Source organism: Trebonia kvetii, from assembly GCF_007827045.1.
Lineage (GTDB): Bacteria > Actinomycetota > Actinomycetes > Streptosporangiales > Streptosporangiaceae > Trebonia > Trebonia kvetii.
Genome location: NZ_RPFW01000003.1, coordinates 811,030 through 825,456 on the forward strand (window position 1 = coordinate 811,030; position 14,427 = coordinate 825,456).

The following is a 14,427-nucleotide window of genomic DNA, read 5'->3' on the forward strand; positions in this document are numbered from 1 at the left end:
AGGCCGCACCGTCAGGAGACGACCTTCACGTTCGCCGGCTTCGCCGGGGTCTTCCGCCTCCCGGCTGACCCGGCCGCGCCGGTACCCCCGGCATCCCCGGCGTTCTTGGCCGCCGAAGCCTTCGCGGCCGGCGCCTTCGCCGCGGGCACCCGCACCGCGGGCGTCTTCGCGGCAGGCACCCGCCGCTTCTCGCGCGCGTAGACGATCGCCTGCTTGGCGCCGGCCGGGGCATGCCGCTCGAGAGTGAACAGCCCGGTGGCCTTGATCAGGTCGCTCAGCTTGGCGTAGCCGTAGCTGCGTGAGTCGAAGTCGGGGCGCCGGTTGGTGATGATGTTGCCGATGGCCGACAGCGGCGCGAGGCCGTCGTCGTCCGACGCCGCCTCGACGGCGCCACGCAGCAAGCCGGTGAGCTCGCTGTCCTGCTTCAGTTCGGCGGCCGTCATGGGCGTGCGCCTGGTCGGCTTGACCTCGGCGCCCGGGAGCTCCTCGTCCTCGTCGAACTGGAGGTTCTCGACGTAGATGAACTTGTCGCACGCGGCGACGAAGGACTTGGGCGTCTTGTGCTCACCGAATCCGTACACGATCTGGCCGGATTCGCGCAGCCGCTGGGCGAGCCTGGTGAAGTCGCTGTCGCTCGACACTATGCAGAATCCATCGAACCGCCCCGAGTACAGCAGGTCCATGGCGTCGATCACCATGGCCGCGTCGGTCGCGTTCTTGCCCTTGGTGTAGGCGAATTGCTGGATCGGGTGGATTGACTGCGCGAGCAGCTGGTCCTTCCAGCCGCGCAGGTTCGGTCCGGTCCAGTCGCCGTATGCGCGCTTGACGTGCGCGGTGCCGTACTTGGCGACCTCGGCGAGCAGTCCGGTGGTGATGGACGGCTGCGCGTTGTCCGCGTCGATGAGCACCGCGAGCCGTGCAGTGTTCTCCGTGGCCATGCGGCCAAAGCTAGCCGGCCCGCTCGATGAGCGCTTGGACCCCGTCGAGTATGGTCTCCACGCCCCACAGGAACTGCTCCCGCTCGGTCAGCTGCTCGTCAGGCGCCGGATCCCAGGCGATCCTGTACAGGTGCGGGTAGGTCTTCTCGTCGACGAGTTCCCGCAGCAGTGCCTCGAAGCTGTCCGGCGGCCCGCCAGCGGGCAGCTGACCAGCATCCGCGTCCGCCGAAGCCGCCGGAGCCGCGAAACCCGCCTCCATCGCCGCCTTCGCGGCGCGCATCGCGTCGGCGGCCATCCGCCCCTCGCTGAGCGTGTAGGAGCTGAGCAGGCCGATGATCCGGAGCTTGTCCAGATCGGAGAGGCCGGTCCCGTCCAGCGTGCCGAGTCCGCGCTCGACGAAGTGCAGTGAGTTCGGCGCCACCGGGGGAGCGGCCATCGGCATCTGGGTGATCCACGGATGGCGGTCGAGCATGTCCCGCTGGATGACCGCCCAGGCGCGCAGCTGGGTCCGCCAGTCGGGGCCCTCGATGACAAGCTCCTCCGCGCCGACCGCGCTCGCGTTCCACATCAGCTGGAGCAGTTCTTCCTTGCTCGCCACGTAGCGGTACAGCGACATCGTGGTGAAGCCGAGCTCGGCCGCCACCTTGGCCATGGAGACCGCCTCGAGCCCCTCGGCGTCGGCGAGCCTGACCGCGGCGTTGACGATCGCCTCCGCCGACAGCCCGGGCCGCGGCCCGCGCCTGCCGCGCTCGCGCCGCCCCCAGAGCAGGTCGAGCCCGGGGGGCAGTGGCCGTGGCGCGGCCTGCCCCGGTGTCTCCTCCGCCATCCGCGTCCTCCCTTCACGCTCGGCGATTCACGCTACGCCAAGATCAAAATCCTTTGCCCGAACGGGTCCAGCGTTCCCCCGCCCTCGCAGTCACCGGACTCCTTGACAAACTGTATATGACGCATACTATTCCATGTATGACGTACACAGTTAATGCGGTTCCAACACTGAACGCGGTCGGCATACGCAAGGCCTTCCGGTCCAAAACCGTCCTCGACGGGGTCGACCTGGCCGTCGCCGCAGGGCAGATCGTCGCCCTCCTCGGGCCGAACGGCGCCGGCAAGACCACGCTGATCCGCATACTCGCCACGCTGCTGCGCCCGGACGGCGGCAGCGCCACCGTCGCCGGTCATGACCTGCTCGCGGATCCGGTGGGCGTGCGCCGCGCGATCAGCCTCACCGGCCAGTACGCCGCTGTGGACAACATGCTGACCGGCGAGGAGAACCTGCGGATGATGGCCAGGCTGCGCCACCTGCCGCCGCGCGCGGCGCGGGACAGGGTGACCCAGCTGCTCGCCGCGTTCGACCTGGCCGACGCGCGCCGCCGCCTGGTCAAGACCTACTCGGGCGGCATGCGCCGCCGCCTCGACCTGGCAGCAAGCATGATCGTCCGGCCGGAGCTGCTGTTCCTCGACGAGCCGACCACCGGACTCGACCCGCGCAGCAGGGACCAGCTGTGGTCGGCCGTCAAGGGCCTGGCGGACGACGGCGTGACGGTGCTGCTCACCACCCAGTACCTCGCCGAGGCCGAGCAGCTCGCCGACCACATCGCCGTGCTGCACCAGGGCCGGATCGTGGCCGAGGGGACGGCGGGCCAGCTCAAGTCGGGCCTCGGGGTGGCGAGCCTGGACGAGGTCTTCCTCGCCCTGACCGCTTCCGACGACAGCTCAGCCAGCGACAGTGCCGCCGACCGCAATGTGACCGACTACGCCACGGGAGTGACCCGATGACCGCCGTCTACCAGCCCGCCAAGAGCCCCGCCTATTTCCTGTCCGATGCCCTGGTGATGGTCGGCCGCAGCCTGCGCCGCTCGGTGCGCGACCCGGAGGCCTTCATTACCGCGCTGGCGCTGCCGGTCACCCTGATGCTGCTGTTCGTCTACGTCTTCGGCGGCGCCTTCGAGGCCGGCGTCGGCTCGCACGGCGGCTACGTCAACTACGTGGTGCCTGGACTGATTGTGCTGTGCGCCGGCTTCGGCGCGGGCACCACGGCGGTCGCGGTCGCCACCGACATGAGCAGCGGCATCGTCGACCGGTTCCGGTCCATGCCGATCACCGCCTGGTCGGTGCTCGCCGGGCAGATCATGGCCAGCCTGGCGCGCAACCTGCTCGCCACCGCGCTGGTGATCGCCGTCGGCCTCGGCGTCGGCTGGCGCCCGGTGGCGAGCCCGCTCGACTGGCTGGGCGCGATCGCGATGATCGTGCTGTTCATCAGCGCCATGTCCTGGCTCGCGGCCTGCTTCGGCCTGGTGGTGGGCAGCCCGGAGGCGGCCAACGGCGCCACCTTCGCGCTGATGTTCATCCCCTATCTCAGCAGCGCCTTCGTCCCGGCGGGCACGATGGCCGCCGGGCTGCGGCCGATCGCCGCGAACCAGCCGTTCACGCCGGTCATCGAGACCATGCGCGGGCTGTGGATGGGGCACACCTCGACCGGTGCGGCACTCGGGCACGAGGCGCTGCTCGCCGTCATCTACTTCGGCGCCATCCTGGTGGCCGCCGCGTCACTCGCCAGCTGGCTCTTCAGGCACCGCACGGCGAGCCACTGACCGTATCCCGCTCGTGGAAATGCTTAACGCGATGCGCTCCGCGCGGTTCCGGGTACCGCGGAGCGCATCGTCATTCGGCGATCGGCGTCGGCCGCCGTTGACAGCCCCATACGTCACAGTTAGCGTCAATCGCGGCCTACCTGAGGGCACGCGTCGACGGGAGCGGCATGATGACGGACGACGGCAACGCGACGCAGCCGGGCGACGCGGCAGCAGCGGCGACTGCGCAACCGGTCCTCGAGCTCGACGGCCTGACCTCCGGCTACAACGGAGCGGCGGTGCTGCGCGACATCAGCCTTTCCGTGCGGCCAGGCGAGGTGGTCGCCCTGCTCGGTGCCAACGGCGCGGGCAAGACGAGCACGCTGATGACCATCTCCGGCATCGTCAAGCCGATGCGCGGCCGGGTGCTGTTCAACAGCGCCGACTTGAAGGGCACGTCGCCGGACGCGCGGGCCAGGCTCGGCGTGGCGCACGTCCCTGAGGGGCGTGGCGTCTTCTTCGGCCTCACGGTGGCGGAGCACTTCAGGCTCGCCTCCCGCGGCGAGACGCTCGACGCGGCGGCCGCCTACCGCTACTTCCCTGCGCTTGAACAGCTCAGCGGCCGCCGGGCCGGCCTGCTGTCCGGCGGCGAGCAGCAGATGCTCGCGCTCGGCAGGGCCCTCGCCAGGCGGCCGAAGCTGCTGATGATCGACGAGCTATCCCTCGGTCTCGCGCCGATCATCGTCGAGCGGCTGCTCCCGGTTGTGCGCGACTACGCCAAGGACAGCGGCTGCGGCGTGCTCCTCGTCGAGCAGCACGTTGAGCTGGCGCTGACCGTGGCCGACCGGGGCTTCGTGCTCTCGCACGGCGAGATCACCACCCACGGCGACGTCGCGGCGCTCAAGGCGAACCCGGAGCTCGTGCTCAGCAGCTACCTGGGTGAGCAGGCGGTCCAGGACGGGAACGGCAAGTAGACAAGGGGTAATTGCTTTCTGGGCGCGTACCGTCCACGGGTAGCATCGAGTCAGGTTCGCCAGCAGAACCTGGTCATCCGAACCCGGTCATCCGTGGTCCGTCATCCGATTCCGACGTAACGTGAGGCAGCGCCGTGTCCCAGATCAAGATCCAAGTGCTCGACCGCAACGCCCAGCGGAATGAGCGCGAGGTGACGACGGGGACTACCGCAGGCGACCTCTTCGACGGTGAGCGGGACGTGGTCGTCGCCCGGGTCAACGGTCAGCTCCGCGACCTCGCCTGGGTGCTCGGCGACGGTGACGCGGTGGAACCGGTCGCCGCCGACTCGCCCGACGGCCGCGCGGTGATCAGGCACTCGACCGCGCATGTCATGGCACAGGCGGTGCAGCAGGCGTTCCCCGAGGCGAAGCTCGGCATTGGCCCGCCGGTGGAGAACGGCTTCTATTACGACTTCCAGGTGGACCGCGCGTTCACACCCGAGGACCTGAAGTCGGTCGAGTCGCGGATGCGCGACATCGTCAAGCAGGGGCAGCGGTTCGTCCGTCGCGAGGTCACCGACGCCGAGGCCCGCCAGGAACTGGCGAACGAGCCGTTCAAGCTCGAGCTGATCGGCATCAAGGGCAGTACCGGCAGTGACGACGAGGCGTCGACCGAGGTCGGCGCGGGCGTGCTCACCATCTACGACAACGTGGACGCGAAGAGCGGCGAGCTGCGCTGGAAGGACCTGTGCCGCGGCCCGCACGTGCCCTCCACCAAGCACATCCCCGCGTTCAAGCTGATGCGCAACGCGGGCGCGTACTGGCGCGGCAGCGAGAAGAACCCGCAGTTGCAGCGGATCTACGGCACCGCATGGGAAACCAGGGCGGCGCAGGACGACTATCTCAAGATGCTCGAGGAGGCCGAGCGGCGCGATCACCGCAAGCTCGGCGCGGAGCTGGACCTGTTCTCCTTCCCCGAGGAGATCGGCTCGGGCCTGCCGGTGTTCCACCCCAAGGGCGGCATCATCCGCCGCGAGCTCGAGGAGTACTCGCGGCGGCGGCACGAGCAGACCGGTTACTCGTTCGTGAACAGCCCGCACATCACCAAGGGCCAGCTGTTCGAGACCTCGGGGCACCTGCCCTACTACGCGGACACCATGTACCCGCCGATGGAGCTTGAGGGCAGCGAGTACTACCTCAAGGCCATGAACTGCCCGATGCACAACCTGATCTTCCGTGCCCGCGGCCGGTCCTACCGCGAGCTGCCGCTGCGGCTGTTCGAGTTCGGCACCGTCTACCGCTACGAGAAGTCGGGCGTGGTGCACGGCCTCACCCGGGTTCGCGGGCTGACCCAGGACGACTCGCACATCTACTGCACCCGCGAGCAGATGAAGGACGAGCTGAAGTTCCTGCTCACCTTCGTGCTCGAACTGCTTCGCGACTACGGCCTCGACGACTTCTTCCTCGAGCTGTCCACCCGCGGCGACTCGGACAAGTTCATCGGGTCCGATGAGGAGTGGGCGTCGGCCACCGAGACGCTGCGTCAGGTCGGCGAGGAGTCCGGCCTCGACCTGGTGCCAGACCCGGGCGGCGCCGCGTTCTACGGGCCGAAGATCTCCGTCCAGGCGCGCGACGCGATCGGCAGGTCCTGGCAGCTGTCGACCATCCAGCTGGACTTCAACCAGCCCAAGCGGTTCGGCCTCGAGTACACCGCCGCCGACGGCACCCGCCAGGAACCGATCATGATCCACCGGGCCCTGTTCGGCTCGATCGAGCGGTTCATGGGCGTGCTCATCGAGCACTACGCGGGCGCCATGCCGCCGTGGCTGTCGCCGGTGCAGGCGGTGGGCATCCCGATCGGTGACAGCCACGTGCCGTACCTGAACGAGGTCGCCGCGCAGCTGAGCGCCAGGGGCATCCGCGTCGAGGTCGATGACAGCGGCGACCGGATGCAGAAGAAGATCCGCACCGCGCAGAAGCAGAAGGTCCCGTTCATGCTGCTGGCAGGCGACGACGACGTGGCGGCGAACGCCGTCTCGTTCCGGTACCGCTCCGGCGCGCAGAAGAACGGCGTACCCATCGCGGAGGCGATCGAGGAGATCGTGGCCGCGGTGCAAAGCCGGGCTCAGGTCTGATCTGTCCCGACCCATGCCGGGCCGGCGCGATCACGGCGATTCGCGCCGCGCCCTGGCATGCCGCGCGGCATCATGGGTGCTCATGGGAGAGCTGCCCGGCTACGAGATCGAGCGTGAGCTCGCCGCCGCGGGCGGCATCACGATCGCCGGCGTGGACGAGGTGGGCCGCGGCGCGTGGGCGGGTCCCGTCGCGGTCTGCGCCGCGGTCGCCCGTCCCGGCTTTCCCGAGCCTCCGGCAGGGCTGACCGACTCCAAGCGGCTGACGCAGCGCAGGCGCGAGGAACTGGCGGCGGTGCTGCCCGGCTGGCTCACCGCGCACGCGATCGGCGCGGCCAGCCACGAGGAGATCGACGCCCTCGGTATGACGGCGGCGCTGCGGCTGGCCGCCCGCCGAGCGCTCGGCGCGCTACCGCTGCGCCCGGACGTGGTGCTGCTCGACGGCAAGCACGACTACATCGGCCGGCCGTGGCGGGTGCGCACGGCGGTCAAGGCCGACCTGCGCTCGGTGTCCGTCGCCGCCGCGTCCGTCATCGCCAAGGTGCACAGGGACGGCCTGATGGCCGGCCTCGACGCGGACCACCCGGAGTTCGCCTTCGCCGACAACGCCGGCTATCCGGCCCCGGCGCACCAGCAGGCCCTGGCCGAGCTCGGCCCGACCCCGTACCACCGGCTCTCCTGGGCCTACCTCGACGACCTGCCGCAGTGGCGTCACCTGCGCATCCACCGCCCCGCCGTCGAGGGCCAGCTAACCCTCATCTGACGGCGGCACCCGGTGGCCGCCGTCGGCGGCCACCGCGCCTCCGGCTGATAGGCGCCCCCCAGGCCTGCGCCTCTTCGATGTATCGGCTAGCGATCTACCGAGAGGCGATATAGCCTGGCAGCATGGCTAACCGAGACACCGCCGACGACGCCGGCCTGGTCGGCTTCGGGCGCTATGCCGGACCTGCCACGCTGATCCTGTCCAGCCTGGCCGAGGGCGCGAAGCACGGGTACGCGCTGACCAAGGACGTCGAGGAATTCGCCGGGGTGCGGCTCGCGCCCGGCACGCTGTACGAAGCCCTCGCGCGGCTCGAGTCGCAGGGGATGATCGAGGCGCTCGAGGCGGAGGACCGGCGCCGGCCCTACCGGCTGACCGCGGCGGGTGCCGCGGCGCTCCGGGCACATCTGGCTGCGCAGCGCCGGGCCACCGAGACGGGGCTGCGCCGCCTCGCAGCCAACTGGGGGAGAGCGTGACCCCGGCCGACGACGGGACAGCCGTACCCGCCGGCGGCCCCGCCGATGCCGATGCCGCTGCCGAGGCAGTCTCCCGGCTGCGGGCGGCCCAGCTGCTGCTCTGGTACCCGCGCCCGTGGCGGGACCGGTACGGCGAGGAGTTCACCGAACTGCTCGTCAGCGACATCGCCGAACGGCCACGCTCGCTTGGCCGCACCCTCGACGTCGCCAAGGGCGGGCTGCTCGCTCGGCTCGCCGGTGCGGGCCTTACCGGTGCCGCCCCCGCCGTGCCCCCCGGCGACCCGGCCGCGGCCCGCGGCAGGCACGTGGCCGCGAGCCTCGGCACACTCGGCGCGGCGAGCGCGGTGTTCCTCATCGTGGGTGCCGCCCAGTGGTCGCAGCTGCTCATCGGCTGGGTATGGGTGGCCAGGCGGCAGCAGCCAGGGGCCGCCGTGCCGCTGCTTGCCGCCGACAGGAACGCCACCCTTGGCACCTCGGCGGCCATCATCGCGCTGCTCGCACTCGGCGTATTCGCCGCGCTGCCGGTCCTCGTCACGGTTGCCGCCCGGCTCGCTGGCCCGGGGACAGCGGCCCAGCGCATCCGGCTCGCCGTCCCCGCGGTTACCCTGGTCGCCGCGCTGACCGCGCTGGTCATCGGCGGCCGGTCGCTGGAGAACAACTGGATCGGCACCGGCGGCCTGCACAGCCCTGTCCCCGGCGGGCTCGCCGCGTTCATCTGGGCGGTCACCCTGTTCGTCAGTGCCTACTGGGCGCACCCGGGCGTGCTCTCCGCATTCCCCGGTGCGGAGCTCGCCTGGATGGAGCTGAGCCCGCTGCTGCTCGCCGTCGCGGTGGCCAGCGCGGTGATCCTGGTCAGGAGGACTGGCCTGTCGCCGCGCCTGGCCCGGTTCGAGGCCCGCCTCGGCCTGGCCTGCTGCATCGTCATGACCGCGTTCCTCGCGCTGTGCGCGGCCTGGCTCACCGCCGACGGCCCGCTGGCTGGCGGCACCGCCCTGTTCCATGCGGGCTGGGTCAATGTCGCGAGCACCGTAATCCTGAGCCTGACCCTGACCACCGCCGTGGCGGCGTCCCGCACCGCCCGCCGCACCCTAGCCAGTCCGCGTCGCTGAAGTTACCCGCGTCCATCCGATGACGGTGGCAGCCCCGCCCGCCTGGCTGCCACCTTCGCTATATCGGTTTCCGGTGTACCGGAATCCGATATAGTCCAGGCATGACGCAACAGCGGGGCGGGCGGCCGGGGTATGGCACCGAGCCCCAGGCCACGCCCGGGGCGCGACCCGGTCACCCCTCCCGCCGCCGGGTCCTCGGCTACGGCCTCGCCGGGATCGCGGCGCTCGCGGTGGCCGGCGCGGCGGGGTTCGAGCTCATCGAGCGCGGCGTCCTGCCCGGCAAGAGCGAACTCGACCAGCTCGACGGCGCCTGCGACGTCGCCGCCCCCGACCTCACCAGGTACGCGGAGCCGGGTCCGCAGTACGACGGCACCTTCCAGTCGGCCGCCAGGCGTACCAGAGTCGGCTACACGATCGCCTACCCGCCGGGACACGGGCCAGGCGACCGGCTGCCGCTCGTCATCGCGCTGCACGGCTTCGGCGGCAATCACAAGACCACGATCTCCGGCATGACACCCGCCCAGGCGCTGGCCCTGCGCGTGGCGGGACGGCCGCTCCCGCCGATGGCCATGGTCACCGTGGACGGCGGCGGCGGCTACTGGAACCCGCATCCGGGCGACAACCCGCAGGCCATGCTCACCGGCGAGCTGATACCGCTGTGCCAGCGAAAGAAGCTCGGCACGGGCAAGCGCCGGATCGGCGTGCTCGGCATCTCGATGGGCGGCTACGGCGCTCTGCTTGTCGCCGAGAAGCACCCGCAGCTGATCGCTGCCGCCGCGGCGATCTCCCCGGCGATCTGGACCAGCTACGCCCAGGCAAAGGCCGCGAACCCGGGCGCGTACGCCAGCGCGGCGGACTTCGCTGCCGACGATGCCGTCACGCACGCGGCAGCCCTGGCCAAAGTCCCGGTCCGCATCGCCTCCGGCTACGGCGACCCCTTCTACCCGGGTGTCCAGACCCTGGTCCGCGCCCTGCCGGAGAACCCGGGCGGCGTCCCGGCCCAGCTCTACTTCGGCAACGGCTGCCACACCGGCCCGTTCTTCACCGCCCAGGAACCCCCGTCTCTGGCCTTCCTGGCCCGCCACCTCACGACAGCCTGACGGCAACGCCTCACCCGTGAACAGGCCACGAAAAGACCACTCTGCTTAGCCGACCGCGCGACAAAAGCCGCGAATCGGACGCGGAAGTGGTCGCCAGTTAAGCAGAGCCGAAAAGGTGGTCGTCGGCTAAGCACAGTCGCGTGCCGATGCGGCGGCAGCCAGGGAACGCGCGTTCCCTGGCTGCCGTCAGTGTTTGCGGGGGCGACCGGGGTCAGCCGAACCCGTTCGGGCGGATGGTGTTAGTCGGCGTCGCCGGCCAGGGCCTCGGCCTTCTCGTCGGCCTCGAGCTCCCGCTCCGCCGCCACCTCGGCCGGTCCGGAGTGCAGGGCGGCCGAGGCGGCCTCGGCCTGCACCCGCTCGGCGTCGCCGAGGAGTTTGTGGCCGGTGGTCAGGATCCCGATGCCGAGCACGATGACGCCGGCGCCCAGGTAGAAGGGCACGTGGATGTTAATGTCGGCGACAAGGCGCCCGGCCACGTAGGGCGCGAGGCCGCCGCCGATGAACCGGACGAAGCTGTAGGCCGCCGACGCGACAGGCCGCTCGACAGGGGAGACGGTCATCACGGCCTGCGTGGTGACCGTGTTGTTCACGCCGCACACGACGCCGGACAGGATCACCAGGGTGATCAAGACCGGCGTGTTCAGCACCCAGATCGCGATGCCGAGCGAGATCAGCGCGAAGATCGACAAGTTCAGGTACATCGTGCGGGCGATGCCGAGCCGGGCCTGCAGCCATGAGGCGCCGAACACCGAGAACAGCGCGACGCAGATGCCCCAGCCGAAGAACACGAAGCCAAGCCTGATCGGCGACAGGTTCATCGGGAACGGCGCGTAGCCGAGGATGGTGAAGAAGCCCCAGTTGTAGCAGAGCGCGGTGAGGCCCATGGTGAGCAGGCCGCGGTGCCGCAGTGCCTTGAGCGGCGCGGTCAGGCTGGTCTTGACGGCCGGCACCGGGGTGGGCTCGACCAGGACCACGGTGGCGATGAGCGCGATCGCCATCAGCACGGACACGCCGTAGAACGGGCCGCGCCAGGAGATGTTGCCGAGCGTGCCGCCGAGCAGCGGGCCGATCGCGATGCCGAAGCCGAGCGCGGTCTCGTACAGCACGATCGCGCCGGCGAACCCGCCGCTCGCCGAGGCGACGATGACCGCGAGCGAGGTGGCGATGAACAGCGCGTTGCCGACACCCCAGCCGGCCCGGAAGCCGATGATGTCGCTGATCGAGCCGGACGACCCGGCGAGCGCCGCGAAGATCACGATGAGCACAAGGCCGGCGATGAGCGTCCGCTTCGCGCCGATCCTGCTCGACACCCAGTTGGTGATGAGCATCGCGACCGCCGTCACGACCAGGTACGACGTGAACAGCAGGGTGGTCTCGCTCGGTGAGGCGTTCAGCTGATTGGAGATCGCCGGCAGGATCGGGTCCACCAGGCCGATGCCCATGAAGGACACGACGCAGGCGAACGCGACCGCGAACACGGCCTTTGGCTGCTTGAATGGGCTCACTGCTGAGCCGTGACTTGCGCCACTCATGTGAAGCGGTACTCCTCGGGTACGGCGATTGCTGTGCATTGCGGTGATCAGCGGGCGACGGACACCGGCCCTGGTCCGGCGGACCCCGGCCCGGTCCCGACGGGGGCGGGCGGGTCGTCGGCGCGGGGGACGTTCGCGAGCGCGTCGAGCGCGGGCAGCGCACCGGCCAGCGCGGCCCGGTGGTCCGGGTCGAGCTGCGCGATGATGGCGGCCAGCCGTTCCGCCCGCACCGCCCGGCGGCGCGCCAGCGTGGCACGGCCGTCGTCGGTGATGACCACCAGCACGACCCGCCCGTCCTCCGGGCTCGGCTCCCTGCGCGCAAGCCCCGACTCCTCGAGCCTGCTGATCAGCTGGGTCATGGCCGGCTGGGTGACGCCCTCGCGGGCGGCGAGCACGGTCAGCCGCTGCGGGCCGAAGCGCTCGACGCTGGCCAGGGTCGCGGCCGCGGTCATCGACAGGCCGCTCGCCGGGCTCAGCGAGCGGTACAGCCCGACGATGCGCTCGAGGTTGACCGCGAGCGCCGCCGCGAGGGCGTCGCCGAGCTCGGCTCCCGGTGCACTATCCATAAGATATTTATATCACATGCTTATGCATCTGGTCAGCCGCCACCGCCCAGATCGATCCCGAACGGTTGCGCGACTCCGCCCCGCCCCCCGGCTACGACTGGTGCGCGACGGAGTCAAGCGAGGCGAAAACTACGACTGAGCTGAGGTAATGACCGGTTGCGGGGTCGAAGTCGCCGCCGCAGGTGATCAGCCGAAGGGCCGGGTATCCGGCCTGGCCGTAGACGATTTTCGCGGGGAATTCGTCCTTGGCGTATTCCCGCACGCCCGTCACGCGGAAGACAGCGGTAACCCCGTCGGCGAGCGTCACCTCGATGCGGTTGCCCGGCCGCAGCGCGCCGAGCCGGTAGAACACCGCTTGCCCGTGGTAGCTGTCCACGTGGCCTTCGATCACGGCCGTACCCGGCTGGCCGGGCGTCGCCGAGTACTTGTACCAGGCGGCCTCGTCGGCGCTCCTGACAAGCGAGGGCACCTGGATCGTGCCGTCGGGGTTGAGCCCGACGCGGAGCAGCCGGGAACGGACGCCGATCGCGGGGATCGCGACGGAAACCGGGAGCGACTGGCGCAGCGGCGGCGCCTTCGCGCCGCCCCGCCCGGTCGTACCGGCGGCAGCGGCCGCGGGCGCGGGGGCGTGCACCTGGGCGGCCAGGGCGACCACGATGGCAAGCGCGCCGCCGGCGATCAGGCTTATCCCGAGCAGTCCCGCCAGCCGGATCCTGGCCTGGCCGCGCGGCGCTTGCGGGGGAGCGAATTCGCTGTCCGGCCAGGACATGACCACGCGCAGCCCGGCGATCCGCGGCCAGCTTCCCAAAGGCGGGTGCCTTTCCGTTCTCTTCCGCAATGCGTGCTACTCGCGTAGCCTAATGTCGAAATGAAAAACACGCCATTGCCCGGCCAAGCCGTACACAGGCGTCGCTATATAGGGTCGTCTATGCGGCTGTCAGGGGCCGCGGGAAATGCACCGTCCGAGATGCTCCCGGTCCGGTGGAGAACCCGTGTGCTGAACCTTTTTCAAATCGGAGGAGGGTTCATGAAGATGCGCCTGACCATGCCGGACGCGCATACCAGATGGCTATTGGCGGGACGTTCCGCCGCGGGGGCGGTGCTCCTCGCGGTGACCGTCTCCGGGTGCATCGGCGGTAGCGGGTCAGCCACTCCGACCATTGTCACGCCGACGCCGCGGACGCCGGGATCGTCGGCCACTCACGCGGGCACGCGCACCCCGTCGCCGACCGGCCAGGGAGCCTCGAGCAAGGCTTCGGCCGGGTCGAGTGGCACATCGACCGCCACCGCCAAGACCTCCGCCCATGCCTCGGCGCCTGCGTCCGGCACGCCGGCGGCGTCGCACACGTCAACCGCGTCGGCGTCGCACGCCTCGTATGGGTCGCACACCTCGTCCGCGTCGCACCCGGCGACGCCCCACCCGACCAGCACCGCCGCGACGCACCCCGCGAACAGTCACACCGTGATCCCGTCGACCCGCCCGTTCCCAACCACGGCGCCGGAGACCGGCGGCGGCGGCACGGCCGGCCTTCAGGACGGGGTCCTGTTCGGTGCCGGCGGCGCCGCCATCCTGGCCGGCCTGGGCACACTGGCCTACCGCCGGCGCCTGCGCAGGCGCCTCGCGGCCGGACGTCCCGCGGCGGACAGGCAGCAAGACAGGGAACCGGCCGACCGCTAGCCGCAATGCCGTTAAGCCGGGATTCTCGTCTGTTTATTACCCGGCGAAGCCGCCTGCAAGATCAACTTTTCGAATCCCTTGCAGTTTCCGGTGTCATGATCCCGGGGAAAGCAAGGACATTTTCGATATTACTACCGCCGCCCCGCTATCCCGCGCATCACGCTTCGCCCATCCCGCATTCCGGCGCCGCCCCGCCCGGCCCCGCATTCCGGCCTCGCCCGGCCCACATTTCGGCCCCGCCCCCCCGGGCGCCGGCCCGCCACACCCAGAGGCCAATACCCTGCGGGGGTATGGTATGGTGACCGTGAGTGCCTGGAGGTGAGACGTGCACGGATACACGCCAGAGAAAGACCGCTACCTGACGCGGCTGCGCCGGATCGAGGGGCAGGTCCGCGGCCTGCAGAAGATGGTGGAGGACGACAAGTACTGCATCGACATCCTCACCCAGGTATCCGCTGTCACGAGCGCGCTGCAGTCCGTCGCGCTCGGGCTGCTCGAGGACCACCTGGGTCACTGCGTGGCGCAGGCGACAGCCGAGGGCGGCGACGTCGCCGCCGCGAAGGTCCGCGAGGCGTCCGAGGCGATCGCCCGCCTCGTGAAGTCCTGATCGCGG

16 protein-coding genes are annotated in these 14,427 nt (G+C 70.5%); 10 read left to right on the forward strand and 6 right to left on the reverse strand.

The genetic code is table 11. From position 1 onward, the window contains the following. Window positions 1-11: 11 nt before the first annotated feature. Window positions 12-938, reverse strand: a complete 927-nt coding sequence (locus EAS64_RS18590) for an NYN domain-containing protein (protein WP_145854272.1) — start codon at window positions 936-938, stop codon at window positions 12-14. Window positions 939-948: 10 nt separating this feature from the next. After that, entirely contained in the window at window positions 949-1,764 is an 816-nt protein-coding gene (locus EAS64_RS18595; protein WP_145854274.1) for a TetR/AcrR family transcriptional regulator, read from the reverse strand. Window positions 1,765-1,901: 137 nt separating this feature from the next. Between EAS64_RS18595 and EAS64_RS18600 the strand changes: the two genes are divergently transcribed. The 8 genes from EAS64_RS18600 to EAS64_RS18635 all read left to right on the forward strand — a co-directional run bounded on the left by EAS64_RS18600 (window position 1,902) and on the right by EAS64_RS18635 (window position 10,038). Then, entirely contained in the window at window positions 1,902-2,714 is an 813-nt protein-coding gene (locus EAS64_RS18600; protein WP_145854276.1) for an ABC transporter ATP-binding protein, read from the forward strand. Beyond that, window positions 2,711-3,529 carry an ABC transporter permease gene (locus tag EAS64_RS18605; RefSeq protein WP_145854278.1) on the forward strand — a complete coding sequence of 273 codons (819 nt, stop codon included), beginning with the start codon at window positions 2,711-2,713 and terminating at the stop codon, window positions 3,527-3,529. The genes EAS64_RS18600 and EAS64_RS18605 overlap by 4 nt, the downstream gene beginning before the upstream one ends. 167 nt (window positions 3,530-3,696) lie before the next feature. Then, window positions 3,697-4,482 (forward strand): ABC transporter ATP-binding protein, encoded by a 786-nt coding sequence (locus EAS64_RS18610; RefSeq protein ID WP_222849404.1) that lies wholly within the window; start codon window positions 3,697-3,699, stop codon window positions 4,480-4,482. Window positions 4,483-4,616: 134 nt separating this feature from the next. After that, a complete protein-coding gene (thrS, locus tag EAS64_RS18615) occupies window positions 4,617-6,596 on the forward strand; it encodes a threonine--tRNA ligase (RefSeq protein ID WP_145854280.1) in 1,980 nt (659 codons plus the stop codon). Between the two features lie 82 nt (window positions 6,597-6,678). Next, complete coding sequence (rnhB, locus tag EAS64_RS18620) at window positions 6,679-7,356, forward strand: ribonuclease HII (protein WP_145854282.1); 678 nt, start codon at window positions 6,679-6,681, stop codon at window positions 7,354-7,356. Window positions 7,357-7,478: 122 nt separating this feature from the next. Next, window positions 7,479-7,829, forward strand: a complete 351-nt coding sequence (locus EAS64_RS18625; protein WP_145854284.1) for a PadR family transcriptional regulator — start codon at window positions 7,479-7,481, stop codon at window positions 7,827-7,829. Further along, the gene (locus EAS64_RS18630) at window positions 7,826-8,938 is read left to right on the forward strand and encodes a hypothetical protein (RefSeq protein WP_145854286.1); all 1,113 of its coding nucleotides are present in this window, start codon (window positions 7,826-7,828) and stop codon (window positions 8,936-8,938) included. Before EAS64_RS18625 ends, EAS64_RS18630 begins: the two co-directional genes overlap by 4 nt. Window positions 8,939-9,039: 101 nt before the next feature. Then, window positions 9,040-10,038, forward strand: a complete 999-nt coding sequence (locus EAS64_RS18635; RefSeq protein WP_145854288.1) for an alpha/beta hydrolase — start codon at window positions 9,040-9,042, stop codon at window positions 10,036-10,038. 239 nt (window positions 10,039-10,277) lie between these two features. Here EAS64_RS18635 and EAS64_RS18640 read toward each other — a convergent pair whose 3' ends face one another. The 4 genes from EAS64_RS18640 to EAS64_RS18655 all read right to left on the reverse strand — a co-directional run bounded on the left by EAS64_RS18640 (window position 10,278) and on the right by EAS64_RS18655 (window position 13,567). Then, window positions 10,278-11,570, reverse strand: coding sequence for an MFS transporter (locus EAS64_RS18640; RefSeq protein WP_145854289.1), 1,293 nt, complete (start codon window positions 11,568-11,570; stop codon window positions 10,278-10,280). Between the two features lie 47 nt (window positions 11,571-11,617). Beyond that, the gene (locus EAS64_RS18645; RefSeq protein ID WP_145854291.1) at window positions 11,618-12,136 is read right to left on the reverse strand and encodes a MarR family winged helix-turn-helix transcriptional regulator; all 519 of its coding nucleotides are present in this window, start codon (window positions 12,134-12,136) and stop codon (window positions 11,618-11,620) included. Window positions 12,137-12,227: 91 nt separating this feature from the next. Further along, complete coding sequence (locus tag EAS64_RS18650; protein ID WP_145854293.1) at window positions 12,228-12,944, reverse strand: class F sortase; 717 nt, start codon at window positions 12,942-12,944, stop codon at window positions 12,228-12,230. Between the two features lie 392 nt (window positions 12,945-13,336). Next, a complete protein-coding gene (locus EAS64_RS18655; RefSeq protein ID WP_145854295.1) occupies window positions 13,337-13,567 on the reverse strand; it encodes a hypothetical protein in 231 nt (76 codons plus the stop codon). A 31-nt stretch (window positions 13,568-13,598) separates the two neighbouring features. Between EAS64_RS18655 and EAS64_RS18660 the strand changes: the two genes are divergently transcribed. Together EAS64_RS18660 and EAS64_RS18665 are read left to right on the forward strand one after the other, a co-directional pair. Further along, window positions 13,599-13,814, forward strand: a complete 216-nt coding sequence (locus EAS64_RS18660) for a hypothetical protein (RefSeq protein ID WP_145854297.1) — start codon at window positions 13,599-13,601, stop codon at window positions 13,812-13,814. Between the two features lie 325 nt (window positions 13,815-14,139). Further along, window positions 14,140-14,421 carry a metal-sensitive transcriptional regulator gene (locus EAS64_RS18665; protein WP_145854299.1) on the forward strand — a complete coding sequence of 94 codons (282 nt, stop codon included), beginning with the start codon at window positions 14,140-14,142 and terminating at the stop codon, window positions 14,419-14,421. Window positions 14,422-14,427: the final 6 nt, after the last annotated feature.